Source organism: Streptomyces sp. NPDC042102 (assembly GCF_055582305.1).
On the sequence record NZ_JBVJDL010000003.1, the window covers coordinates 412,310 to 437,213 of the forward strand.

The 24,904-nt window shown below is 74.3% G+C and carries 23 protein-coding genes and 1 pseudogene; 22 read left to right on the forward strand and 2 right to left on the reverse strand.

The features are described 5' to 3' along the window. Positions 1 to 21: 21 nt before the first annotated feature. The gene (locus ACZ6KO_RS15185; protein ID WP_469304431.1) at positions 22 to 1,350 is read left to right on the forward strand and encodes an FAD-binding oxidoreductase; all 1,329 of its coding nucleotides are present in this window, start codon (positions 22 to 24) and stop codon (positions 1,348 to 1,350) included. A gap of 324 nt (positions 1,351 to 1,674) precedes the next feature. Here the strand turns inward: ACZ6KO_RS15185 and ACZ6KO_RS15190 are convergent, their stop codons facing one another. Continuing rightward, on the reverse strand, positions 1,675 to 2,073 hold the full coding sequence (locus tag ACZ6KO_RS15190; protein WP_469304432.1) for a VOC family protein: 399 nt from the start codon (positions 2,071 to 2,073) through the stop codon (positions 1,675 to 1,677). Next, complete coding sequence (locus ACZ6KO_RS15195; protein ID WP_469304433.1) at positions 2,070 to 2,777, reverse strand: class I SAM-dependent methyltransferase; 708 nt, start codon at positions 2,775 to 2,777, stop codon at positions 2,070 to 2,072. The genes ACZ6KO_RS15190 and ACZ6KO_RS15195 overlap by 4 nt, the downstream gene beginning before the upstream one ends. Before the next feature lie 236 nt (positions 2,778 to 3,013). Between ACZ6KO_RS15195 and ACZ6KO_RS15200 the strand changes: the two genes are divergently transcribed. From ACZ6KO_RS15200 to ACZ6KO_RS15300, 21 genes and pseudogenes are all read left to right on the forward strand, one after another. Then, positions 3,014 to 3,826, forward strand: coding sequence for an SDR family NAD(P)-dependent oxidoreductase (locus ACZ6KO_RS15200; protein ID WP_469304434.1), 813 nt, complete (start codon positions 3,014 to 3,016; stop codon positions 3,824 to 3,826). A gap of 34 nt (positions 3,827 to 3,860) precedes the next feature. Further along, positions 3,861 to 5,051, forward strand: a complete 1,191-nt coding sequence (locus ACZ6KO_RS15205) for an acyl-CoA dehydrogenase family protein (protein ID WP_469304435.1) — start codon at positions 3,861 to 3,863, stop codon at positions 5,049 to 5,051. 49 nt (positions 5,052 to 5,100) lie between these two features. Beyond that, positions 5,101 to 5,562: a PhzA/PhzB family protein gene (locus ACZ6KO_RS15210; RefSeq protein ID WP_469304436.1), complete on the forward strand. Its 462-nt coding sequence runs from the start codon at positions 5,101 to 5,103 to the stop codon at positions 5,560 to 5,562. 11 nt (positions 5,563 to 5,573) lie between these two features. Next, the gene (locus ACZ6KO_RS15215; RefSeq protein ID WP_469304437.1) at positions 5,574 to 6,197 is read left to right on the forward strand and encodes an isochorismatase family protein; all 624 of its coding nucleotides are present in this window, start codon (positions 5,574 to 5,576) and stop codon (positions 6,195 to 6,197) included. Next, complete coding sequence (locus tag ACZ6KO_RS15220; RefSeq protein WP_469304438.1) at positions 6,194 to 8,056, forward strand: anthranilate synthase family protein; 1,863 nt, start codon at positions 6,194 to 6,196, stop codon at positions 8,054 to 8,056. Before ACZ6KO_RS15215 ends, ACZ6KO_RS15220 begins: the two co-directional genes overlap by 4 nt. Continuing rightward, on the forward strand, positions 8,053 to 8,409 hold the full coding sequence (locus ACZ6KO_RS15225; protein WP_469304439.1) for a hypothetical protein: 357 nt from the start codon (positions 8,053 to 8,055) through the stop codon (positions 8,407 to 8,409). Before ACZ6KO_RS15220 ends, ACZ6KO_RS15225 begins: the two co-directional genes overlap by 4 nt. Beyond that, on the forward strand, positions 8,402 to 9,265 hold the full coding sequence (locus tag ACZ6KO_RS15230) for a PhzF family phenazine biosynthesis protein (protein WP_469304440.1): 864 nt from the start codon (positions 8,402 to 8,404) through the stop codon (positions 9,263 to 9,265). The genes ACZ6KO_RS15225 and ACZ6KO_RS15230 overlap by 8 nt, the downstream gene beginning before the upstream one ends. 14 nt (positions 9,266 to 9,279) lie before the next feature. Further along, on the forward strand, positions 9,280 to 9,939 hold the full coding sequence (gene phzG, locus ACZ6KO_RS15235; protein ID WP_469304441.1) for a phenazine biosynthesis FMN-dependent oxidase PhzG: 660 nt from the start codon (positions 9,280 to 9,282) through the stop codon (positions 9,937 to 9,939). Positions 9,940 to 9,959: 20 nt separating this feature from the next. After that, the gene (locus ACZ6KO_RS15240; RefSeq protein WP_401454910.1) at positions 9,960 to 10,481 is read left to right on the forward strand and encodes a flavin reductase family protein; all 522 of its coding nucleotides are present in this window, start codon (positions 9,960 to 9,962) and stop codon (positions 10,479 to 10,481) included. Between the two features lie 61 nt (positions 10,482 to 10,542). Continuing rightward, the gene (locus ACZ6KO_RS15245) at positions 10,543 to 12,120 is read left to right on the forward strand and encodes an amino acid adenylation domain-containing protein (protein WP_469304442.1); all 1,578 of its coding nucleotides are present in this window, start codon (positions 10,543 to 10,545) and stop codon (positions 12,118 to 12,120) included. Then, positions 12,117 to 12,395 (forward strand): phosphopantetheine-binding protein, encoded by a 279-nt coding sequence (locus ACZ6KO_RS15250; protein ID WP_469304443.1) that lies wholly within the window; start codon positions 12,117 to 12,119, stop codon positions 12,393 to 12,395. Before ACZ6KO_RS15245 ends, ACZ6KO_RS15250 begins: the two co-directional genes overlap by 4 nt. Then, positions 12,395 to 13,441, forward strand: a complete 1,047-nt coding sequence (locus tag ACZ6KO_RS15255; protein ID WP_469304444.1) for a 3-oxoacyl-ACP synthase III family protein — start codon at positions 12,395 to 12,397, stop codon at positions 13,439 to 13,441. Before ACZ6KO_RS15250 ends, ACZ6KO_RS15255 begins: the two co-directional genes overlap by 1 nt. A gap of 307 nt (positions 13,442 to 13,748) precedes the next feature. Further along, a complete protein-coding gene (locus tag ACZ6KO_RS15260) occupies positions 13,749 to 14,846 on the forward strand; it encodes a phenylacetate--CoA ligase family protein (protein ID WP_469304445.1) in 1,098 nt (365 codons plus the stop codon). Continuing rightward, complete coding sequence (locus tag ACZ6KO_RS15265; protein WP_469304446.1) at positions 14,846 to 16,282, forward strand: aldehyde dehydrogenase family protein; 1,437 nt, start codon at positions 14,846 to 14,848, stop codon at positions 16,280 to 16,282. Before ACZ6KO_RS15260 ends, ACZ6KO_RS15265 begins: the two co-directional genes overlap by 1 nt. Before the next feature lie 102 nt (positions 16,283 to 16,384). After that, positions 16,385 to 18,358 (forward strand): FAD/NAD(P)-binding protein, encoded by a 1,974-nt coding sequence (locus ACZ6KO_RS15270; protein WP_469304447.1) that lies wholly within the window; start codon positions 16,385 to 16,387, stop codon positions 18,356 to 18,358. Further along, complete coding sequence (locus tag ACZ6KO_RS15275) at positions 18,355 to 19,911, forward strand: nitrosuccinate lyase (RefSeq protein ID WP_469304448.1); 1,557 nt, start codon at positions 18,355 to 18,357, stop codon at positions 19,909 to 19,911. Before ACZ6KO_RS15270 ends, ACZ6KO_RS15275 begins: the two co-directional genes overlap by 4 nt. Further along, positions 19,908 to 21,110, forward strand: a complete 1,203-nt coding sequence (locus tag ACZ6KO_RS15280; RefSeq protein WP_469304449.1) for a 3-deoxy-7-phosphoheptulonate synthase — start codon at positions 19,908 to 19,910, stop codon at positions 21,108 to 21,110. Before ACZ6KO_RS15275 ends, ACZ6KO_RS15280 begins: the two co-directional genes overlap by 4 nt. Further along, positions 21,107 to 22,468, forward strand: coding sequence for an ATP-grasp domain-containing protein (locus ACZ6KO_RS15285; RefSeq protein ID WP_469304450.1), 1,362 nt, complete (start codon positions 21,107 to 21,109; stop codon positions 22,466 to 22,468). The genes ACZ6KO_RS15280 and ACZ6KO_RS15285 overlap by 4 nt, the downstream gene beginning before the upstream one ends. After that, the gene (locus tag ACZ6KO_RS15290) at positions 22,465 to 22,713 is read left to right on the forward strand and encodes a hypothetical protein (protein WP_469304451.1); all 249 of its coding nucleotides are present in this window, start codon (positions 22,465 to 22,467) and stop codon (positions 22,711 to 22,713) included. The genes ACZ6KO_RS15285 and ACZ6KO_RS15290 overlap by 4 nt, the downstream gene beginning before the upstream one ends. A gap of 86 nt (positions 22,714 to 22,799) precedes the next feature. After that, positions 22,800 to 23,657 carry a LuxR family transcriptional regulator gene (locus tag ACZ6KO_RS15295; RefSeq protein WP_469304452.1) on the forward strand — a complete coding sequence of 286 codons (858 nt, stop codon included), beginning with the start codon at positions 22,800 to 22,802 and terminating at the stop codon, positions 23,655 to 23,657. A gap of 3 nt (positions 23,658 to 23,660) precedes the next feature. Then, positions 23,661 to 24,656, forward strand: a pseudogene (locus tag ACZ6KO_RS15300) (histidinol-phosphate transaminase); the annotation flags it as partial. Between the last annotated feature and the right edge of the window lie 248 nt (positions 24,657 to 24,904).

Here is a 24,904-nt window from a genome sequence, read left to right on the forward strand (position 1 = left end):
GTCACGACCCTCCGGAATGCGGTGACCGGTATCGTCCGCACCCCCGGCGAGGAAGGGTACGAGGAGGAACTCACCGGATTCCAGACCGGATACCACCACCGGCCGGCCGTCGTCGTCGGCGCCGCCACCGCCGAGGACGTCCGCCGCGCGGTGGCCTGGGCCGCCGAACGGGGGCTGGCCGTCACCGCGCAGTCCACCGGGCACGGCGTCACCGTCCTCGACCGGGGCGGCCTCGTCGTCAGCACCCGGCGGCTGGACGCCATCACCGTCGACCCCGCGGCCCGTACCGCCCGCATCGAGGCGGGCGTGCGCTGGGAGCAGGTCGTCGAGCGGACCGCCCCGCACGGGCTGGCCCCGCTGTCCGGCTCCGCCGGGCACGTCGGCGTCGTCGGCTACACCCTGGCCGGCGGACTCGGCCTGCTGGCCCGCGAGTTCGGCTACGCGGCCGACCTGGTGCGGGCCATCGACGTGGTGACCGCGGACGGCCGGCTGCGGCACGTCACCGCCGACAGCGACCCCGACCTGTTCTGGGCGCTGCGCGGCGGGCGCGACCACTTCGGCGTCGTCACCGCGCTGGAGATCTCCCTGCTGCCGGTCGCCACCGTCTACGGCGGCGGCATGTACTTCGACGCCGGCCAGGCCGAGCAGGTCCTGGCCCACTTCGCGGCCTGGACGGCGACCGCCCCCGAGTCGGTCACCGCCTCCGTCGGCATGATCGAGTACCCGCCCATCCCGGTCTTCCCGGAGCCGCTGCGCGGCCGCCACGTCGTGCACGTGCGCTTCGCCACCACCGACCTCGCGGCCGGCCCCGAGCTGGTGCGGCCCTGGCGGGAGTTCGGCGCCGAGATCATCCACGAGCACCTGGGCGAACTGGCCTACCCCGAGGTCGGCTCCATCTACGCCGAGCCGACGTTCGCGCACGCCTACGACGGCAACGCGGTGCTGCTGAGCGGACTGCCGCCGGAGGTGCTGGACGCCGTACGCACCCTGGCCGGGCCCGGTGCGGCCGTCCCGTGCATCGTGGACCTGCGGCACCTGGGCGGGGCGCTGGCGCGGGAGCCGGAGGTGGCGAACGCCGTGCCGTGGCGGGAGGCGGCGTACATCCTGCGGGTGCTGTCGGGCTCGGACGACGCGCCGGCGGACGCGATCCGGGCGGCGCACGCGGCGCTGGACGAGGCGGTGGCCCCCTGGACGCTGGGCCGCTCGCTGAACTTCGTCTACGGCGAGCGGGCGGCCGACGCGTATGCGGAGGAGCTGTTCGACGCGGGGACGCGGGGGCGGCTGGCGAAGCTTCGGGGTGTGTACGACCCGGGGAACGTGTTCCGCCCGGGGCTGAGCGTTTCGCCGTAACGGCCGGCTCCCTGGCGGGGGCCTGGGCCCGGTCTTCGGGTGCGGGCCGCACGTGGCTGATCGCGCAGTTCCCCGCGCCCCTGGCGGGGGCCTGGGCCGGGTTGTCGGGTGCGGCCCGTCGTGGGCCGTTCGCGCAGTTCCCCGCGCCCCTGACCTCGGTGCGCTGCACGACAGGTGCCCCGGAGCTGTTGGCTCCGGGGCACCTTTGCGTGACCAGGGTGGCTGCCCCACCGGTAGGGGCGCGGGGAACTGCGCGACCAGCCACGCACGGTCCGCACCGTCGATACGGCACGGTCCGCGCCGGCGGTACGGTCCGGCCCCCCGCTAAGGGACCTGGCCCAGGCCCACGCGGTTGCCCGCCGGGTCCTGGACGTAGGCCACGCGTTCGCCCCACGGGGTGTCCTCCGGTTCCTGGACCACCGGCGTTCCGGCGCGCCGGAGGGACTCCACCGTCGCGTCCACGGCCTCCACGAACACGAACAGGTCGATCCCGCCGGCCGCCGAGGCCACCGCCCGGTCGTCCCGGCTCACCGCGAGCTCCGTGTCGTGCCGGCGCAGCGTGACGAAGTCCGGCTCGCCCTTGGCCGGGTGCCGGTGCCCGGCCGCGAAGCCCAGCCGCTCGTAGAAGGCGGCCGTGGCCCCCACCCGGCGGGCGCGCAGCACGGGGAACGCGCGCCGCGCCGGGTGGAAGCCGCCACCGGGACCAAGGGAGGCCCCGCTCACGCGGCATCCCGCTCGGCGAAGACCTTCCACACCGGCAGCCGGGTGCGGCCCTTGTCGTCGAGGCGCGGCCGCTGCCCCGTCCGCTCGAAGAACTTCTCCATGCCGACGGCGACACCGGCGTACTCCGACAGCTCCATCAGCGTGATCTCCCAGCCCGCCCCGGTCAGCGTGGCCCGCAGTTCCTCGCCCGGCACCGACAGCGGCGCCGGCATCCCGCCGGGTACGTCGGCGAAGCACAGCACGCTCAGCTGCGCGCCGGGCCGGGTGACCCGGTGCAGGGCGGCGGCGTACCGCGGGCGGGCGGGCCCGGGCAGGGTGTGGAAGAGGGCGCTGTCCAGGACCGAGTCGAAGCGGCCCTCGTAGCCGGCCAGGTCGGTGGCGTCGGCGACCGCGAACTCGATCTCCAGCCCGGCCGCGGCGGCCCGCTCACGGGCCTGGTCGACGGCGGCCGAGGCCGCGTCGATCGCGGTCACCCGGTGGCCGCGGCCGGCCAGGAAGACGGCGTTGTCGCCCGGGCCGCAGCCGATGTCGAGGACGGCGCCGGAGAACCGCCCCTTCTGCTCCAGCTCGACGACGTCCGGCTGTGCCTCGCCGATGTCCCACGGCACGACCTTGATGGCGGCGCCCTCCAGCAGCTCCCCGCCCGTGTAGACGGAGTTGAAGTCGGCCGCGGCGTAGTCGAAGGGCTTGTCCGAGTCGCTCACGCGAATCTCCTTGCGGTGGCGGTGGATGGAGCGCGGTATCGGCCGCAGTATTGCCCGCCGCCCACCCGTCCAGGAATGGCCGCCGTGTCCGGGTGCGGAAATTCCGCAGTCGGACACCGGCAGCCCCGCGGATGCCCGACAGGTGTCCGAATTCAGGCACGTGGACACCCCGGCATTCATCGGGATGAATAAAGCCCGGAAACCCCAACGGGACACCGGGCAGAAGGAGTTCGACTGTGGCTGGCAAGGTCTGGTTCATCACCGGCACGTCCCGGGGCTTCGGCAGGGTCTGGGCCGAGGCCGCCCTGCGGCGCGGCGACCGGGTCGCCGCCACCGCCCGCTCGCTCGGCAGCCTCGACGGCCTCGTCGAGGCGTACGGCGACGCGGTGCTGCCGCTCCCGCTCGACGTCCGCGACCGCGAGGCGGCCTTCGCCACCGTCGCCGCCGCCCACGCGCACTTCGGCCGGCTCGACGTGGTCGTCAACAACGCCGGGTACGGCCTCTTCGGCGCCGTCGAGGACATCACCGAGGCCCAGGCCCGGGACCAGATCGACACCAACCTCTTCGGCACCCTGTGGGTCACCCAGGCCGCGCTGCCCCTGCTGCGCGCCCAGGGCGGCGGTCACATCCTGCAGATGTCGTCCATCGCGGGCCTGGCCTCCTGGCCGATGCTCGGCCTCTACCACGCCTCCAAGTGGGCCATCGAGGGCCTGACCGACGCCCTCGCCCAGGAGGTCGGCCGGTTCGGCATCCACGTCACCCTCGTCGAGCCGGGGCCGTACAAGACCGACTGGCGCGGCGCCTCCGCCGTGTGGGCCGAGCCGGGCGAGGCCTACGTGGACGTCGCCGAGGCCCCGTCGGCCGGCTCCGCCCCCGGCGACCCGGCCGCCACCGCCGGACCGGTGCTGGAGCTCGTCGACTCCCCGAACCCGCCGCTGCGCCTGCTGCTCGGCGCCACCGTCCTGGACACCATCACCGCCTCCTACGAGGAGCGGCTGGCCGGCTGGAAGCAGTGGGACACCCTCGCCCGCGCCGCCCAGGGCAACTGACCTCCCCACCCGCCTTCTTGAAGGGATCACGACCGTGCAGACAGAGCTGACCGGGCTGACCGCCGAGCTCGTGGAGCGTGCCGCCGGACTGCGCCCGGCCCTGTGGGAGGACGCGCCCGAGACCGACCGCGAGCGCCGGCTGACCGCCCGGGGCGTGGCCGCGCTCACCGAAGCGGGCCTGTTCCGGCTGATGACGCCGAAGCGGCTGGGCGGCCACGAGGCCGACATCCGCACCCTGCTGGAGGTCGCGAGCGAGGTGGGCCGCGGCTGTTCCTCCGCCGCCTGGATCACCGGGGTGCTCAACGCCGGCAACTTCGTGGCCTCCCTCTTCCCCCGCGAGGTCCAGGACGAGGTGTGGAGCCTGAACGCCGACGCCCGCACCGCCCTGGTGCTCGGCATGCCGGCCCGCGGCGTCGAGCACGCCGAGGACGGTGTGCTCGTCACCGGCGAGTGGGGCTACGTCTCCGGCTCGCTGCACGCCGACTGGGTGGGGGTGCTGATCGCCGTCCCCACCGAGGGCGGTGAGCCGGTCGTCCACTTCGCGCTGATGCGGGCCGACGAGGTCGAGGTCAAGGACACCTGGCACTTCGCCGGGATGCGCGGGACCGGCAGCAACACGGTCGTCGCCACCGGGGTGTTCGTGCCGAAGCGGCGGCTGCTGCCGTACGCGCCGCTGCTGGCCGGGCAGACCGACGGCCTGGTCGACGCGGGCAACCGCTACCGCAACAGCCTGGTGGGGCTGTTCTCCATCGGTCTGCTGGGCTCGCTGATCGGCGGCGCCACCGCCGCCTTCGACCTCGTCCGCGCGGCGGCGCCGAACCGGCCCGCCGCCGGCTCGAAGTTCCCCAACCAGGCCGAGTCCCCGACCCTCCAGCTCGACCTCGCCGAGGCCGCCACCAGGATCGAGACGGCGAAGCTGCTGGCCGCGCGGATCGCCGACACCGCCGACCGGTACGCCTACGCGGGCGAGTTCCCCGACGTCCTCACCCGCGCCGCGGCCCGGCAGAACTCCACCCAGGTCGCCCAGCTGTGCCGGGAGGCCGTGGACCTGCTGATGACCGCGTACGGCTCCTCCGCCTTCAACGAGGCGAGCCCCCTCCAGCGGATCTGGCGCGACGTCAACGTCGGCAGCCGGCACGCCGGCTTCGGGATGGGCATCCCGGCCCAGCTCTACGGCCGCGCGCTGGTCGGCAAGGACCCGCGCGAGGTCAGCCTGCTGGTCTGAGCCCCTCCCGACACCGCCCCCCGAGCCGACCCGAGCACAGGAGCTGGACATGAGCGACGAGCAGACGGTGCGCGAGGCCAACCGCGCCATCGTGGAGCAGTACATGAACACCCGGGGCGAGGACCGCCTGAAGCGGCACCTGCTCTTCACCGAGGACGGTGTCGGCGGTCTGTGGACCACCGAGACCGGCGAGCCCATCACCATCACCGGCCGCGACCGCCTCGGCGAGCACGCGGTGTGGTCCCTGCGCTGCTTCCCCGACTGGACCTGGACCGACATCGAGATCTACGACACCCAGGACCCCGACCGCTTCTGGGTGGAGTGCCGCGGCGAAGGAAAGATCGTCTACCCGGGCTATCCGGTGGGCCACTACCGCAACCACTTCATCCACTCGTTCCTGTTCGAGGGCGGGCGGATCAAGCAGCAGCGCGAGTTCATGAACCCCACGAACCAGTTCCGCGCCCTCGGGATCGAGGTCCCCCAGGTCCGGCGCGAAGGAATCCCCACCTAAGGAGATACCCGATGGCCGGCCTGCCGACCGTGGAGTCCTACCCCCTGCCGACCCGGCTGACCCTGCCGGAGAACGTCGCCGACTGGACGGCGGACCCGGACCGCGCGGTGCTGCTCGTCCACGACATGCAGCGCTACTTCCTGGCCGCCCTGCCCGACCCGCTCCGCTCCGACCTGGTCCACAACGCCGCCCAGCTGCGCAAGCGGGCCGCCGCCCTCGGCGTGCCCGTCGCCTACACCGCGCAGCCCGGCCGGATGTCCGAGGCCGACCGGGGCCTGCTGGCGGACTTCTGGGGACCGGGCATGCGCACCGCCCCCGAGGACCGCGAGGTGGTGCCCGAGCTCGCGCCCGAGGCCGGCGACCTGGTCCTGACCAAGTGGCGCTACAGCGCCTTCTTCCGCACCGACCTGCTGGAGTTCCTGCGCGCCGCCGGCCGCGACCAGCTCGTCCTGTGCGGGGTGTACGCCCACGTCGGGGTGCTGGCCACCGCCATGGACGCCTACAGCCACGACATCCAGCCCTTCCTCGTGGCCGATGCCGTCGGCGACTTCTCCGAGGTCCACCACACGCTCGCGCTCACGTACGCCGCCCAGCGCTGCGGCAGCGTCGTCACCGCCCAGGAGGTCTTCGCATGACCCGGCACCGAGACCTCCTCGACCGGATCCAGGCCGGGGAGCTGGACTCCTTCGCCCTGCTGCACCGGCCCGAGCGGGATCCGGGCACCGTCACCGTCCTCACCGGCAGCGTGACCAGCCCCGCCTCGCTGGCCGCCGTACCGCTGGACACCGAGCAGGTGCTGGTCGTCGTCCCCTACCGGCAGCTCTCCGAGCGCGGCTTCAGCGCACCCGACGACGGGGCGCCGCTGCTGGCGCTCGCCGTCGACGCGCAGGACACCCTCGCGCTCGCCGACCTGCCGGGCCGGATCGCCGACGTCCCCGTGACCCTGACCGGCGGGCGCTTCGACGTCGGCGACGAGGAGTACGCCGACACCGTCCGCCGGATCGTCCGCGACGAGATCGGCTCCGGCGCCGGCTCCAACTTCGTCATCAAGCGGTCCTACCTGGCCCGCATCGACTACTACGGGCCGCGCACCGCCCTGGCGCTGTTCCGGCGGCTGCTGGAGCGCGAGCAGGGCGCGTACTGGACCTTCGTGATCCACACCGGCGGCCGTACGTTCGTCGGCGCCACCCCCGAGCGGCACGTCTCCCTGCACGGCGGCACCGCGGTGATGAACCCCATCAGCGGCACCTACCGCTACCCCGCGCAGGGCCCCACCCTCGACGGGGTCACCCGCTTCCTCGCCGACCGCAAGGAGGCCGACGAGCTGTACATGGTCGTCGACGAGGAACTGAAGATGATGGCCCGCATCTGCGAGTCGGGTGGCCGGGTCACCGGCCCCTACCTCAAGGAGATGGCCCGCCTCGCCCACACCGAGTACTTCATCGAGGGCACCACGCGCCGCGACGTGCGCGAGATCCTGTACGAGACGATGTTCGCGCCGACCGTCACCGGCAGCCCCCTGGAGAGCGCCGCCCGCGTCATCGCCCGCCACGAGCCCGGCGGCCGCGGCTACTACGGCGGCGTCGCCGCCCTCATCGGCCGCGAGTCCGACGGCAGCCGCTCCCTGGACTCCGCCATCCTCATCCGCACCGCCGACATCGACGCGGCCGGGGACATGCGGATCGGCGTCGGCGCCACGCTGGTGCGCCACTCCGACCCGGCCTCCGAGGTCGCCGAGACCCGCGCCAAGGCGGCCGGCCTGCTCGGCGTGCTGGAGCCGGACGCGCCCGTGCGCTTCGCCCAGCACCCCGCCGTCCGCGCGGCGCTCGCCTCCCGCAACACGGGCATCGCCTCGTTCTGGCTGAGCGGGGACGGGGCCCGCCCCGACGCCCGGGTGCCGGGGCTGACCGGGCTGAGCGCCCTGGTCGTCGACGCCGAGGACACCTTCACCGCGATGATCGGCCAGCAACTGGCCGCGCTCGGGCTGGAGGTGACCGTACGCCGCTTCGACGAGCCGTACGCCCTCGACGCGTACGACGTGGTGGTGCTCGGCCCCGGACCCGGTGACCCGCGCGACGCGGGCGACCCGCGGATCGTCCACCTGCACCGGGCGGCCGCCCGGCTGCTGGCCGAGCGGCGGCCGTTCCTGGCCGTGTGCCTGAGCCACCAGGTCCTCAGCACCCGGCTCGGCCTGGACCTGGTGCGCCGGCCGGTGCCCAACCAGGGCGTGCAGCGCGAGATCGACTTCTTCGGCGGCTATGAGCGGGTCGGCTTCTACAACACGTACGCCGCCCAGAGCCTGGACGACAAGGTCGACGGCGGCGAGCTCGGGATGATCGAGGTCAGCCGGGACCCGCGGACCTGCGAGGTGCACGCGCTGCGCGGCCCGCACTTCGCGTCGATGCAGTTCCACGCCGAGTCGGTGCTCACCGTCGACGGCCCGCGGATCCTCGGCGAGGCGCTGCTGGGCGTGCTGGGGGTGCGGGTCGGATGAGGGTCGACGTCGCCTGGTGGGACCTGGAGGGCACCGGGCAGAGCATCGCCTCGATGCGCGCGCACCTGCACGAGGAGGGCATCGGCGCCTGGACCGAGGTACCGGGGCTGGTGCTGAAGCTGTGGCTGGCCGACGAGGCGGCCAACCGGTGGGGCGCGGTGATGCTGTGGAGCGAGCGCCCGGCCGACGGTGTCCTGCCGCCCAACCGGGCCGCGGAGCTGATCGGCACCCCGCCGGCGCACCGCTCGAGATTCGACGTCGAGGCCGCGGTGGAGGGCGAGCACCCGCTCACCACCCTCGCCGGCCTCGGCCCAGCCTTCGCACTCAGCCAGGGAGTTCCCTCCAATGCATGACTACATGGTCGTGGACGCCTTCGCGCGCAAGGCGCTCGAAGGCAACCCCGTGGCCGTCTTCTTCGGCAGCGAGGACCTGACCTCCGACCGGATGCAGGCCATCGCACGGGAGATGAACCTCTCCGAGGTCACCTTCGTCCTGCCCGCCGAGGCGGACGCGGCCGACGCCCGGATCCGGATCTTCACGCCGGTCAACGAGCTGCCCTTCGCCGGGCACCCGCTGCTGGGCACCGCCGTGGCACTGGGCCTGAGCCGCAAGGCGCTGGGCGTCGCCCGCAAGGAGGAACGGCTGCGGCTGGAGACCGGGATGGGCGTGATCCCCTTCGACGTCGGCATGGACAACGCCGACGGCGCGGTGATCGTGCAGATGCGCCAGCCGCATCCCACCTGGGAGCCCTACGAGCACGCCGACGCCCTCCTGGAGGCCCTGGGCCTGGCGGAGTCCACCGCCCCGGTGGAGATCTACCGCAACGGACCCCGGCACGTCTTCGTCGGGCTGGAGAGCGTCGAGGCGCTCTCCGCCCTGGAGCCCGACCACCGGGCGCTGTCGAAGTTCCCCGACATGGCGGCGAACTGCTTCGCCGGAAAGGGCGAGGAATGGCGCACCCGGATGTTCTCCCCTGCCTACGGGGTGGTGGAGGACGCGGCGACCGGCTCGGCCGCCGGCCCCCTGGCCATCCACCTGGCCCGGCACGGCCTGGCGCCGTACGGACAGCGCATCAAGATCACCCAGGGCGTGGAGATGGGCCGGCCGTCGCACATGTGCGCCACCGCCCACGGCACCGCGGACCACGTCGACGGCGTGCGGGTCGGTGGCTACGGGACCGTCGTCGCCCGCGGAACCATCTACGTCTAGGAGTGCAGCCGCTCATGAGCACCCGGATCGACACCAGCCGGTTCGAGTCCCTCTCCGGGGACGCGGACCTCGACTTCCCCGCGTACGACAGCCCGCCCGCCGAACCGATGCCCCTGGTCCGCGCGTGGCTGGCCGAGGCCGTACGGCGCGGGGTGCGCGAGCCCCGCTCGGTGGCCCTGGCCACCGCGGGCGCCGACGGCCGCGCCTCCAGCCGGATCGTCACCCTCACCCGCGAGAGCGACCAGGGCCTGGTCTTCACCACCCACTCCACCAGCCGCAAGGGCCGCGAGCTGGCCGAGACCGGCTGGGCGTCGGCCCTGCTGTACTGGCGCGAGCTCGGCCAGCAGATCGCCCTGAACGGCCCGGTCACCGCGCTCTCGCCCGGCGAGAGCGACGCCCTGTGGTCGGCCCGCCCGGTGCCCCTGCACTCCATGACCACCGTCTCCCGCCAGAGCGACCCGCTCGACGGGCCCGGGGACCTGGAGGGCCTGCGCACCGAGGCGTACCGGCTGCTGGACACCGGCCGGGCGCTGCCCCGCCCCGAGCGGTTCACCGGCTACCTGCTGCGGCCCGACGAGATCGAGTTCTGGTCCGCCGCCTCCGACCGGCTGCACCGCCGGCTCCGCTACACGCGGCACGGCGCCCGCTGGCGCACCGCCCGCCTCCAGCCCTGAACGGAGAGTGACGTCCCATCATGGAGCGCTCCCTGCTCACCCGCACGATGGCGCTGGTCCCCGGCCCGGTGACGGTGGTCACCACCCTCGACGCGGACGGCAAGCCCTGGGGGTTCACCGCCAGTTCGTTCAGCTCGGTCTCCCTCGACCCGCCGCTGGTCTCGGTCTGCCTGGACAAGGGCGCCAGCACCCACGCCGCGTTCACCACCGCCCGGCACTTCCTGATCAACGTGCTGGCCGAGGAACAGCACACGGTGGCCCGCCGGTTCGCGACCTCCGGCATCGACCGGTTCGCCGCGGGCGACATGGAGGTGTGCGAGCTGGGCCTGCCCGGACTGCACCACACCTCCGTACGCGTGGCCTGCTCCCTGCACTCCATCGTCGACGCCGGCGACCACAGCATCCTGATCGGCTGCGTCGAGGAGGCCCATACGAGCGACCGCACCCCGCTCGTCTACTACAACCGCTCCTTCGCCCGGCCCGCCCCCAACCCGGACCGGGCCGAACAGGACATCCGCGCGTCCCACATCGCCGACTGGTAGCTCCCGGCCGGCCACCTCACGTCCCATCCGTACGCCACCCGTACGCCCGCAAGGGGGAGCCATGACCCTGCCCACCATCGGTCCGCCGCGCAACCAGCGCGCCACCGACTACCGCGCGCTGACCGAGGTCTTCGCCGACTCGGCCGAGAGGTTCCCGGACCGCACCGCGCTGTCGGCGGACGGAGCCTCGTACTCCTACCGCCGTCTGGACACCTGGACCGACGCCGTCGCGGCGCTGCTGGCGGACCTCGGCGTCGGCCGGGGCGACCGGGTGGCGCTGCGGATGCCGCCGGGCGCCGCCGCCGTCGCCTCGATGATCGGCATCATGAAGGCGGGCGCCGCGTACGTGCCGCTGGAGGTGCGCAACCCGCCCTCGCGCAACCAGTTCATCGTCTCCGACAGCCAGGTCACCGCCTTCCTGGGCGACCCCGACACCTGCGAGACCGGCGCGGTCCCGGTGGTCTCCGAGGGGCGGATCACCAGCCTGCTGAACGCCCCGCCGGCGCCCCGGCCGACCCGGTCCGCACCCGACCCGGCCGACACCGCGTACATCATCTACACCTCCGGCACCACTGGCCGGCCCAAGGGCGTCCTCGTCCCGCACGGTGCCGCGGCGGTCCTGCTGGCCAGCGCCGAGGGGCCGTTCGCCTTCGACGAGCACGACAGCTGGCTGCTCTTCCACTCCATCGCCTTCGACTTCTCGGTGTGGGAGATCTGGGGCCCGCTGGCCACCGGCGCCCGCCTGGTGGTGCTGCCGCCGGGCATCTCGCGCTCGCCCGAGGCGTGCATGCACGTCATCGCCGACGAGGCGATCACCGTCCTGAGCCAGACCCCGACCGCGTTCAGCGCGATGACCGGCATCATGCTCCGCGACCAGCAGGCCCTGCCCGCCCTGCGCTACGTGATCTTCGGCGGCGAGAAGCTCACCCCGGAGACGGTCCGCCCCTGGGCCAAGCAGTTCGGGCTCTCCAGCACCGTGCTGGTCAACATGTACGGGGTCACCGAGGCCGCCGTGCTCAGCACCTACCACGCGGTGACCGAGGAGGACCTCGACACCGACACCCTCTCGATCGGCGTGCTGCTCTCCGGCGGCGCCCGCGTGGTCACCGCCGACGGCCGCGACGCCGCCACCGGCGAGGAGGGCGAGCTGTGGCTGAGCGGCCCCCAGGTCGCCGACGGCTACCTGGGCCGGCCCGAGCTGACCGCCGAGCGGTTCCCCACCGTCGACGGCGTCCGCTTCTACCGCACCGGCGACCTGGTCACCCCGCGCGCGGACGGCGGCTACGGCTACGTCGGGCGCGCCGACCTCCAGGTCAAGCTGCGCGGCCACCGCATCGAGCTCAGCGACATCGAGGTCGCGGTCCAGGCCCACCAGGACATCGCCGACGCGGTGGTCTGGGTGCACGAGTTCAAGCCCGGCGACCAGCGGCTGGTCGCGGCGTACGTGGTCGCCGAGGGCGCCGCCGACCCCGGCACGCGGGCGCTGCGCGGCCACGTACGGGAGCTGCTGCCCTCGTACATGCACCCCTCCAGCTACCGGGCGCTGCCGCTGCCGTACCTGCCGCGCACCGTCAACGGCAAAGTCAACCGGGCCGAAGTGGCCCGGATCTGGGAAGAGGAGAGGAGCCGTACCCGATGAGCAACGACACCACCACGCGCGCCGAGGAGATCCGCAGGGCGACCCTGGAGTGGGTGGCCGACCTCCTGGAGGATCCCGAGATCGCCCTGGAGGACACCTTCCTGGAGCTGGGCGGGCACTCCGCGCTCGCGCTCCAGCTGGGGGAGTACGCCCGGGAGCGCTTCGGCGACGAGTACGACCTGATGATCCTGTTCGAGCGGACGCTGGCGGAGGCCGCGGACGACCTCGCCTGGCGCCTGTCGGAGGCGGAGGCCACCGCCCGGGAAGCCGCCTGATGACCACGGACAACGCCACCATCGCACCGGCCGTGGACATCGGTATCGCCGGCTTCGGCTACGCCTTCGGCGAGGACCAGGACGTCGCCGCCGTCGCCGCCGACTACGTGCCCGACCCCGAGCGCGTCGTCAAGTGGGGCTACCGGACCTTCCACCGCGCCGCTGCCGACGTCACCGCCACCGACCTCTCGCGGGAGGCCGCCCAGCAGGCCCTGGACCGGGCCGGGATCACCGCCGACGCCCTCGACCTGGTGGTGGTCGCCACCACCGACATGCCCGAGTACGCGTACTGGGACAGCGCCTCGGCGCTGGCCCGCGAGCTGAAGATCGAGCGCACCCAGACCCTGCTGCTCAACGAGGGCTGCGGCTCGGGCGTCAACGGCCTCTTCTACGTGGCCTCGACGTTCGCCATGCAGCCCGAGGCCCGGCACGCCCTGTTCGTGGTCGTCAACCGGGTCAGCGAGTTCCACCGCAACCGGATGAACGTCATCAACACCGTGCTCAGCGACGCGGCCGTCGCCGTCGTCGTCACCCGCGGCCACGACGCCAACCGCTGGCTGGCCAGCGAGCAGTTCACCGACCCCGAGTACAGCGACCTGCTGCGCCTGGACTTCGGCGGCGCGCTCACCCCGCTCCCGCCGGCCGGCTGGACCAGCGCCGACGCCCCCTCCGCCTACGACCAGGTGCGCGAGCAGTTCGCCGGCGACCCGGCGAAGCTGCGGAAGTTCATCGGCGAGCGCTACACCCGGCTCGTCGAGGTCATCGAGGGCGCGGCCCGCCGCGCCGGGGTGAGCCGCGGCGACATCGACCACGTCATCTACCTCAACGACGTCCCCGCCAGCATCGCCGCCGTGGCCACGCCGCTCGGCATCCCGGTGGACCGGACCAACGCGGCCCTCGCACCCGACCACGGTCACATGGGCGGCGCCGACCAGCTGATCTCGCTGGGCCTGCAACGGGAGCGCGGTGAGCTGAACCCCGGAGACCTGGTCGCCCTGTGCGGCATCTCCACCGGCCGCTGGTGCGCCACCTTGATCCGCATCTAGGCCGTCTCTTCCGGATCTCGCCTGACCCGCGCCGCCCGGCACCGCACCTCGCCGCGTTGTCGAGGCACCCGAGGACGTCCAGTAATCGGGAGCCTCTCCGCCTTGCGATGCACGGCACCGGACGACGCGGGCTTAACCGGCAAGATCCGAAAGAGACGACCTCGGCCGCGCCCACCGCCACCGGCCTCCCCGACCAGCGCGTACGCCGACGGGACCGAACCCATTCCCCCGTGCCGGGTCCCGTCGGCGTACCCGCTGCACCGCACCGCCCTGCCCCGCGCCCCGCGCACCCCGATTAGGAGACGCCGTGTCCTCGCCAGACAACCCGATCCTGGACCTTCCGTACGAGGTGCAGCCCGACCCGGACGAGTTCCTCCGGGCCGCCATGGAGTGGCACTTCCACCCGGAGACCGGCTCGCCGTTCTGGCTGCGGCGCGCGGAGACCCTCGACTTCGACCCCCGCACGGACATCCGGACCCACGCCGACCTGCGGCGCTTCCCGAACGTCACCGGCGAGCTGCGCCACGTCCGCGCCGAGGACCTGATCCCGCGCGGCTACGGGCCCCGCCCCGACGTCGTCGGCGTCTTCGAGTCCGGCGGCACCACCGGCGCCCCCAAGCGGGTGGTCCTCACCCGCGACTGGCTGGACCGCATGGTGGCCTGGTCCAACGCCAACCTGGACGCGCACGGCTTCCCGCGCGGCGCCAACTGGCTGGGCCTGGTGCCCACCGGCCCGCACATCGTCGGGGAGTTCTTCCGCCGCTCCGCCGCCACCCACGGGACCCGCGGTTTCACCATCGACCTCGACCCGCGCTGGGTGAAGAAGCTGATCGCGGCCGGCCGCGGCGCGGACGCGGGCGCGTACGCCGAACACCTGCTGGAACAGGCCGAGTTCGTCCTGACCACCCAGGACATCGAGGTGCTCACCATCACCCCGTCGGTGCTGGAGCGGCTCGCCGGCCGCGAGGACCTGGTGGAACTGGTCAACAAGAAGGTGAAGGCGATCCGCTGGGGCGGCACCCAGCTCGACCCGGACTCCCGGCACCTGTACCGGACGGAGATCTTCCCCGGCACCGCCTTCTGCGGGAACTACGGCAGCACGATGATCCTCGGCTTCGCCGGCGAGCGCGCCGGCCTGGCCGACGAGGACCCTTGCGTCTTCGACCCGCTGAGCCCCTACGTCACCTTCTCCGTCGTCGACCCGGCGAGCGGCGAGAGCGTGGCGTACGGCGAGCGCGGCCAGGTGGTCGTCAGCCATGTCAGCAAATCGTTCCTGCTCCCCAACAACCTGGAGCGGGACCTGGCCACCAGGGTCCCCTCCACCACCGGCTCCGGGGACGCCGTCGCCGACATCGCCCCCGTCGCCACCTTCGAGAACGAGACCGTCATCGAGGGGGTCTACTGATGCCGGCCCCGACGCTCACCTCCGCAGCGGCCGCTGCCCCGGCTCCCGCCGCCCCGGCCCCGGCCGCCGGCCTGCTCCAGCTCGACGCGCTCGGGCCGCAAGGGCCCTTCCGGGCCCGCCGCCGCACCACCGTCACCGACGTCCGCGGCACCCCCGTCGCCGAACTCAGCCTCGTCCCCTCCCTCTTCGTCGACCGCACCGTCAAGGCCCTGCACCGGGCCCGCCCGCTGCCCGCCGACGAGCGGATCGCCGCCGTCGCCCGCGCCGCCGAGCTGTTCGCCACCGCCGAGCTCGCCGGCCAGAGCGCCGCCGAGTACGAGGACACCGTCAGCCGGGTCGGCGGGGTCCCGCTCTCCGTCGTCCGCGCCACCACCGCCAACATCCGCACCCGCCTCACCCGCGTCTACGACAGCCTGACCCAGGCCCGCCCCGGCGGCACCGCCGAGGACTGGCGCTCCCCGCTCACCCGCACCGGCCGCGCCGTCTGGGTCCGGCGCGCCGAGACCTTCGCCGTGCTCGCCGCCGGCAACCACCCCGGCACCCACAGCCTCTGGCCCGAGGCCCTCGCCCTGGGCTACCGGGTCGCCGTACGCCCTTCCCGGCGCGAGCCGTTCACCCCGTACCGCCTGGTGGCCGCCCTGCGCGCGGCCGGGTTCGGCGCCGACCACATCGCCTACCTGCCCACCGACCACGCCGAGGCCGACACCCTGCTGCGCGCCGCGGACCGCTCGCTCGTCTACGGCGGCGAGGACGTCGTACGCAAGTACGGCGGCGACCCGCGGATCCTGCTCCAGGGCCCCGGCCGGACCAAGATCCTGATCACCGCCGACACCGACTGGCGCGCCCACCTCGACACCATCACCGCCTCCGTCGCCGCCCACGGCGGCACCGGCTGCGTCAACACCACCGCCGTCCTCGTCGAGGGCGACCCCGCCCCCCTGGCCGACGCCCTCGCCGGGCGGCTGGCCGCCCTGCCCGCCCTGCCGCCCGAGGACGACGCGGCCGTCCTGCCGGTCCAGCCCGCCGCGGCCGCCCGGGCCGTCGAGGCCCACCTGTTCTCCCAGGCCGCCGGCAGCCACGCCCACCTCGGCGGCGACGGCATCGCCGCCGACCTCGGCGACGGGAGCGCGGCCCTGCGCCCCGCCGTCCACCGCCTGGAGCGTTCCGACGCCCCCCAGACCGGCGTCGAACTCCCCTTCCCCTGCGTGTGGGTGGCCCCCTGGAACCGCTCCGACGGCATCGCCCCGCTGCGCGGCAGCCTCGTCGTCACCGCCCTCACCACCGACCACGACCTGCTCGACGACCTGATCGCCGAGCCGACCATCGGCAATGTCCACGCCGGCGACCACCCGACGTACTGGATGGGCCCCGGACTCCCGCACGACGGGTATCTCGCCGAGTTCCTCATGCGCAGCAAGACCGTCGTCCGCGACTGAAAGGACTTCCCGTGCACGCCCGTTGCGCGCTCACCGACGTCGGCTGGAACACCGCCGTCTGACACATCCAGGCCCTCTTTCACGCTGGTGGGAGTAGAGAACATGCCGCAGCACAGCCATGCCCGGATCGCCATCGTCGGGGCCGGCCCCCGAGGCCTCTCCGTCCTGGAACGCATATGCGCCCAGGAACGCAAGTCCCCCGCGCACGACGCCCTGACCCTCCACGTCGTCGACCCCTCCTCGCCCGGCCCCGGCGCCGTCTGGCGCACCGCCCAGCCGCGCCACCTGCTGATGAACACCGTCTCCTCGCAGATCACCCTCTTCACCGACGACAGCGTCAGCATCGAGGGCCCCATCGAGGAGGGCCCCAGCCTCTACGAGTGGTCGCGCCGGCTGTCCGCCGCCGACGAGGACGCGTACGGCGCCCAGACCCTCGCCGAGGCCCGCGAGCTCGGCCCCGACTCCTACCCCACGCGCGCCTTCTACGGCCACTACCTCCAGTGGGCCTTCCAGGAGGCCGTCACCAACGCGCCCGACCACATCGAGATCCACGTCCACCGCACCCGCGCCGTCGCCCTCGCCGACGACGCCGCCCCGGGCGGCCCGCAGACCCTCGACCTCGCCGACGGCGTGCGCCTGGCCGGGCTCTCCGCGGTGATCCTCGCCCAGGGCCACCTCCCGGCCCGCCTGGGGCCGGAGGAGCGCAGACTCGCGGAGTTCGCCGCCACCTACGGCCTCTCCTACACCGGGCCCTCCAACCCCGCCGACGTCGATCTCGGGGCCATCGGCGCCGGCCGCCCCGTCCTGCTGCGCGGCCTGGGCCTGAACTTCTTCGACTACATGGCCCTGTTCACCCTCGGCCGCGGCGGCTTCTTCGAGCGCCGCGCCGACGGCCGGCTCGTCTACCGCCCCTCCGGCCTGGAGCCCAAGATGTACGCCGGCTCCCGGCGCGGCATCCCCTACCAGGCCCGCGGCGAGAACGAGAAGGGCCCCGACGGCCGCCACGTGCCCCGGCTGCTGACCGTCGAGCGGGTGTCCGCCATGCGCGCCGCCGCGAAGGACGGCGACTGGATCGACTTCGGCATCCACATCTGGCCGCTGATCCAGAAGGAGGTGCAGAGCGTCTACTACGAGCGGCTCCTGACGGCCCGCGGCGGGCACTTCACCCCCGACGTGATCGAGGACTTCACCGCCCGCTACCTCGCGGCCGCCGACGACGAGGCCGAGGACGCCCTCCTCGCCGAGGCCGGCATCGACGGCGAGGAGCGCTGGAACTGGCAGAGCCTCTCCCGCCCCTACGGCGACCTGCGCTTCACCGGCCGCGAGGACTTCCGCCGCTGGATGCTCGCCTACCTGCTGCGCGACGCCAAGGAGGCCCGCGAGGGCAACGTCAGCGGTCCCCTCAAGGCCGCCCTCGACGTGCTGCGCGACCTGCGCAACGAGATCCGCCTCGCCGTCGACCACGGCGGCCTGGAGGCGGGCTCCCACCGCGAGGACCTCGACGGCTGGTACACCCCGCTCAACGCCTTCCTCTCCATCGGCCCGCCCGTCTCCCGCATCGACGAACTGATCGCCCTGGCCTCGGCCGGGATCGTCGAGTTCACCGGTCCCGGACTGCGCGTGCGCACCGAGACCGACGGCCCCGACGGCCCCGTGTTCGTCGCCACCGCCGACGGGGTCGACGCCCCCGACATCCGCCTCACCGCCCTCATCGAGGCCCGGCTGCCCCACCCCGACCTGCGCCGCACCACCGACCCGCTGCTGCTCCAGCTCCTGGAGAGCGGCCAGTGCCGCCCGTACACGGTGCGCGGCAGCGCGGGCATCGACTACGAGACCGGGGGGCTGGCCGTCTCCGAACGCCCCTACCACCTGGTCGACGCCGCCGGCCGGCCGCACCCGCGCCGCTTCGCCTACGGCGTGCCCACCGAGTCCGTCCACTGGGTCACCGCCGCCGGCATCCGCCCCGGCGTCGGCTCCGTCACGCTGGAGGACTCCGACGCCATCGCCCACGCCGCCCTCGCCCTCACCGCGGTCCCCGAGCCGCTGACCGCCCCCGGCGCCGAGGTCCGGGCATGACCCCGCTCACCGCCGTCCCCCGGCTCACCCCCGACCTCCCGGCGGGCACCGTCGTGGCGGCGGCCGGCCTGATCGCCGGCGCCGCCGCCCGGCCCACGGCCCGCGCAGTCGCGGAGGACCCCGCGCCCGCCGTACCCGCCGTGCCCGACGAGCACGCGCCCGCCGCGCCCGACGGGATCGACGCCGGGCTGCTCTCGCCCGTACGAGCCGGGACCCCCGCCGAGGCGGCCACCAGCGACACCGCCTGGCTCCAGGCCATGCTCGACGCCGAGGCCGCGCTCGCCCGGGCCCAGGCCCGGCTGGGCACCCTGCCCCCGGCGGCCGCCGCGGCGATCACCGGGGCGGCCGACGCCGGGCGGCTCGACGTACGGGCCCTCGCGCTCGCCGCCCGCGAGACCGCGAACCCCGTGGTCGGCCTGGTCGCCGCCTTCACCCGGGTCGTCGCCGCCACCGACCCGGCCGCCGCCGAGTACGTCCACCGCGGCTCCACCAGCCAGGACGTCCTCGACACCGGGATGATGCTGGTCGCCACCCGCACCCTGAAGCTGCTGCGCGCCGACCTGCTGCGCACCGCCGCGGCCCTGGCCGGCCTCGCCGCCGTCCACCGCGACACCGTGCTGGCCGGGCGCACCCTCGCCCTGCACGCCGTCCCCACCACCTTCGGCCTCAAGGCGGCCGGCTGGCGGCACCTGCTGCTCGACGCCGTCCAGCGCATCGACCGGCTGCGGCTGCCCGTCTCCGTCGGCGGCGCCGCCGGCACCCTCGCCGGCTACCTGGAGTACGCCCGCATCGACGGCGACGGACCCGTCCCCGAGGACTACGCCGACCAGCTCGCCGCCGCCTACGCCTGCGAGACCGGGCTGTGCGCGCCCGCCCTGCCCTGGCACACGCTGCGCACGCCCGTCGCCGACCTGGGCGCCGTCCTGGCCCACACGGCCGGCGCGCTCGGCAAGTTCGCCGTCGACGTGCTGCTGCTCGCCCGCACCGAGACCGCCGAGGCCGCCGAACCCGCACCCGCCGGACGCGGCGCCTCCTCCGCCATGCCGCACAAACGCAACCCCGTCCTGGCCACCCTGATCCGGTCCGCCGCCCTGGTCGTCCCCGCCCTGGCCGGCACCCTCGCCCAGGCCCTGGTCAGCGAGGACGAACGGTCCGCCGGCGTCTGGCACGCCGAATGGCACACCCTGCGCGAAGCCCTGCGGCTGACCGCGGGCGCCGCGCACACCGCCGTCGAACTCGCCGAGGGACTCGACGCCGACCCCGCACGGATGCGCGCCAACCTCGACCGCACGGCAGGCCTGCTCGTCACCGAACGCATCGCCGCCGTCCTGGCCCCCCGGCTCGGCAAGGCGGCCGCCCGCGACCTGCTGACCCGGGCCTCGGCCCGGTCCCACCGCACCGGCACCCCCCTCCCGGAGGTCCTCGCCGCCGACGCCACGCTGCACGGCGTCCTCAGCCCGGAAGAACTGCGCGACCTGCTGGAACCCGCCCACTACACCGGGGCAGCCGGTCCGCTGACCGACCGGGCCCTGAAACGAGGAGCGAACGCATGACCAGTACGGCACTAGGGGCGCTCCAGTCGGCACAGCAGCCCGACTGGCCCGACACCGCCACCCTCACCACCGTCGTCGACCGGCTCGGCGAACTGCCCCCGCTGACGCCGCTGTCCGAGAGCGACACGCTGCGCGCGCGGCTGGCCGCCGCCGCCCGCGGCGAGGCACTCCTGCTCCAGGGCGGCCACTGTGCCGAGGAGTTCGGCGCCCGCGCCCTCGGCGAAGCCGAGTCCACCGCCACCACCCTGCGCCAGATGGCGGAGATCGTCTCGTACGGCGCCGCCGTGCCCGTCGTCCCGCTGGGCCGGATGGCCGGGCAGTACGCCAAGCCGCGCTCCAGCCCGACCGAGACCCGCGACGGCGTGGAACTGCCCGCCTACCGCGGCGACGCCGTCAACGGTCTCGCCTTCACCGCCGGGGAGCGCGCCGCCGACCCCTGGCGGATGATCACCGCGTACGACACGGCCGTGCAGACCCTGGACCGCATCCGCCTGCTGCCCGGTGGCGACGGTGGCGGTGACGACGTGCCCGAGATCCCGCTGCACGTCAGCCACGAGGCGCTGCTGCTGGACTACGAGGTCCCGCTGGTGCGCACCGACCCGGTCAGCGGCCGCCGCTGGGCCGGCTCCGGACACTTCGTGTGGATCGGCGAGCGCACCCGCCAGCTCGACGGCGGACACGTCGCCTTCGCCGCCTCCATCGCCAACCCCGTCGGCGTCAAGGTCGGCCCGACCGCCACCGCCGACGAACTGCTCGCCCTCACCGAGATCCTCGACCCCGAGGGCGAGGCGGGCCGGCTCACCTTCATCACCCGCATGGGCGCCGACCGGATCCGCGACGTCCTGCCGGGCCTGGTCGAGAAGGTGACCGCCGCCGGCGCGCCCGTGCTGTGGGTCTGCGACCCGATGCACGGCAACACCCAGGTCGCCCCGACCGGCCACAAGACCCGCTCGCTGGGCGACATCACCGCCGAGATCGCGGCGTTCGTGGAGATCCACCGGGAGCTCGGCACCCACCCCGGCGGGCTGCACCTGGAGCTCACCGGCGCCCACGTCACCGAATGCGTCGGCGGCACCGACCCCGTCACCCTCGACGACCTCGACCGCTGCTACACCACGGCCTGCGACCCGCGCCTGAACCGCGGCCAGGCCCTCGACATGGCCTTCCTGGCCGCGGACCTGTGGAGGCCCCACCGATGAGCACCGACCCGCTGCCCGCCACCGCGCCCACCCACGGCGAGAGACCCGCAGCGTTCCTCCTCACCGGGTCCTTCCTGGCGATCTGCCGGGCCCCCCGCTACCTGGAGGAACTGACCCGGCGCGGCCTGAAGATCCTGCTCATCACCCCGTCCGTGTGGCGGGAGCAGGCCCTGGCCGCCCTGCGCGAGCCCGGCCACCCGGCCGCCGCCCTCGCCGACATCGCCTTCGTCGACGGCTCCGTGGACCGCGAGTGCTCCTTCAACGCGGGCGTCGTCGCCGCCGTCCGCGGCTGGGAGGGCGCGTACGAGATCGTCGGCGCGTACGCGGCCGGCGAGACCCTCGTCGAGCCGACCGGCCTCGTCGCCGACGCCCTGAACCTGCCCTCGCCGGGCCTGCGGGCCAGCCGTGTGTGCCGCAGCAAGTACCTCCAGCGGCTGCACCTGGGCGAGTTCAACCCGTACGCGCTGGTGATCCCGCCGGGCGCGCGGGCGGCCGCCGACCTCGCGGCCGTCCCGTACCCGGCGGTCGTCAAACCCGCGACCCGGCACTCCAGTTCGGGCGTGCGGACCGCGGCGGACGCGGAGCAGCTGGCCCGGCTGCTGGCCGACTACCCCGAGCACGAGACGCTCCTGGTCGAGGAGAAGGTCACGGGCCAGGAGTTCTCCGTCGAGGCCCTGGTCCAGCACGGCCGGATCGTGTGGGACTCGGTGACGGTGAAGCAGACCACCGACGCCCACGCCGACACCTTCGTGGAGCTCTCCCACACGGTGTCCGGCGCGGTCGGACTGGACCGCAAGACGCTGCTGGCCGCCAACAAGTGCCTGCTGCACCTGCTGGACTTCCAGGACGGCATGACCCATTCCGAATGGCGGCTGGACGCCTCCGGCCACCCCAAGCTGATGGAGGTCGCCGCCCGCACCCCCGGCGACGGCCTGACCGTCCTCTACCACCTGGCCACCGGCCGCCCGGTCGAACCGGAGATCATCCGCATCGCGCTGGGCGAGTGCGCCGAGTACCCCAAGGCCACCCGGCACGCCCGCCAGGTGTACGTGGAGCACGAGCCCGGGATCCTGGAGGAGGTCACGGTGGACTGGCCGGGCGTCACCGTCGAATGGGCCGGCGAGGGCGACCTGTGGCCGCAGGTCCCGGCCGGCCGCCCCGACGACCCGCCGACCCTGCGGGCGGTCTTCGTCCAGAAGGAGAAGGGCAGTTACGTCGGCCCGCTGCACAGCAGCGAGGACCGGGTGGCGAACTTCTTCATCGACGCCCCGTCGTCGGTGGCCCTCGACGAGCTGGAGGCCCGCGTCCGCGCGGCCCTCACGGTCCGCACCTCCCCGGCGCCGGCGCGGGCCCGGTGACCCGCGCCGGCCACCCCGCCCCCGGGCCCGGCGGGCCGGAGGCGGCTCCGGCCCCCGGCCCCCGGGCCCCGGCCCGCCTGCCCCTGGGCGGCGGGTTCGCCCTCGCGGCGGCGGCCGCGGCCGTACGGAATCCGCCGGCCCCACCGGTCATCGCCGGCGGGACCCTCCGGGCGGCGGCGCACGCCGTGAAGACCCTGCTCGCCCCGGCGCCACCGCGCAGCCACGCCCGGCGCCCGGGGCAGTGACCCACCGACCGGCGAGGGCCGCGGGAGCACTCCCGCGGCCCTCCCGCGCGTACGCCCCCACCCACCCGACCCGAAAGGCACCGCCCATGACACACACCACCCTCGCCCCCGCCCCCGTCCCCGTGCCCACCCAGGCCCCGGCCCCGGACGCCACGACGGCCTCCGCCACCCTCCGGCGGATGGCCGACACCCTGGACAGCCTGTCCCGGTACGCCGCGGAGGCCGCCCAGACCCAGCCGCGGGCGCCGGAGCCGGCCGCCCCGCCGCCCGGGTCCGGGGCCCGGATCGAGTACGTCCACGGCCCCGAGCGGATCACGTACGCCATCCACGAGGCCCTCGGCCGGGCCCGGCGGGAGATCCTCACCGCCCAGCCCGACGGCCCGCGCCCCGGCGCCACCCTCGACGAGGCGTACGCCGCGGTCCGCGACCACCTCTCCCGGGGGGTCGCCATGCGCACGCTCTACCAGCACAGCTCGCGCTTCCACGAGCCCACCAAGCGCTACGTGGCGACCGTCCAGAAGCACGGCGCGCAGGTCCGTACCCTGCCGGAGTTCTTCGACCGGCTGATCGTCATCGACGGCGAGGTGTCCTTCATCCCCGCCGACGGGGAGCGCGGATCGGCCGTCGTCATCCGCGACCGCGCGGTCACCGGCTTCCTCACCGACGTCTTCGAGAAGGCCTGGGACCGGGCCGAACCCTTCCCGTTCCGGCCGGTGCGGGCCGCCGACGCCGCCTCCGAGGTGGTGCCGGACATGCGCCTGGCCATCCGCAAGCTGCTGATCGAGGGCTGCTCCGACAAGGCCATCGCGCGCCGGCTCGGGGTCAGCCTGCGGTCGGTCCAGGGCCACATCTCGTGCCTGCGCGACCAGTACGGCGCGCAGCACCGCTTCCAGCTCGGCTACCTGATGGGCCGAGGCGAAGAAGCCCTCCCCGCCATCGACTGAAAGGGATCCCTGATGCACACCCTGAACGCGAACGAGAACCCCTACCCGCCGCTCCCGTCGGTCGTCGCGGCCCTCGCGGAGGCGGCGGGCCGGGCCAACCGCTACCCCGACCGCCTCTCCACGGACCTGACCGCGGCCCTCGCCGCCCGCCTGGGCGTTCCGGCCGCGCATCTCGCGCTGGGCGCCGGCTCCTGCGGGGTGCTCCAGCACCTGCTGCACGCGCTGGTGCGGGACGGGGACGAAGTGCTGTACGCCTGGCCCTCGTTCGAGGCGTATCCGCACCTGACCGAGGTCAACCGGGGGGTGTCCGTCCGGGTGCCGCTGCGGGCGGACGCCTCGCACGACCTGGAGGCGATGGCGGAGGCGATCGGGGACCGCACGCGGGTGGTCTTCGTGTGCAACCCCAACAACCCGACGGGCACGGTGGTCGGCCGGGCCGCGCTGAACCGTTTTCTCGACCGGGTGCCGGCCGGGGTGACGGTCGTCCTGGACGAGGCGTACCGGGAGTTCGTCACCGACCCGGATTCGCCGGACGGCATGGACCTGTACCGGGACCGGCCGGACCTGGTGGTCGTACGGACCTTCTCCAAGGCCTACGGCCTGGCCGGCCTGCGCGTCGGCTACGCGGTGGCCCACGAGCCGGTGGCGGCGGCGATCCGCGCGTCGGCGGTGCCGTTCGGGGTGAACGCGGTCGCCCAGTACGGGGCGGTGGCCTCGCTGGCCGCGGAGCCGGAACTCCTCGACCGGGTCGAGACCCTGGTCAAGGAACGCGACCGGACGGCGCTGGGCCTGGCGGACCTGGGCCTGCCGGTCCCGCGGACGGAGGCGAACTTCGTCTGGCTGGACCTCGGCTCCCCCGACCGCACGGCCGCCCTGGCGAAGGCCTTCGCCGAGGCGGGCATCGCGGTCCGCTTCTTCCCCGGCGAGGGCATCCGCGTGACGATCGGCTCCGCGGAGTCCAACGACGCAGTCCTGAGGGTGGCCTCCACCCTCACGTAACGCCCTCGAACCCCGACAAACCCCAGCCTCGCCGGCGTTTGAGGCGCGAGGTCCGGGGCGGAGCCCCGAAACCTGCCCTACGGGGCAGGTTTCCGGCGCCGCAGGCCGCCAATCCAGCCTCGCCGGCGTTTGAGGCGCGGGGGCCCGGGGGCGGAGCCCCCGAAACCGCCCCACTGGGCCCCTTCCAGCGCCGCCGGGCACCGAACCCAGCCCTGCCGGGTCCGCTTCCGGCGCCGCCGGGCCCCCAA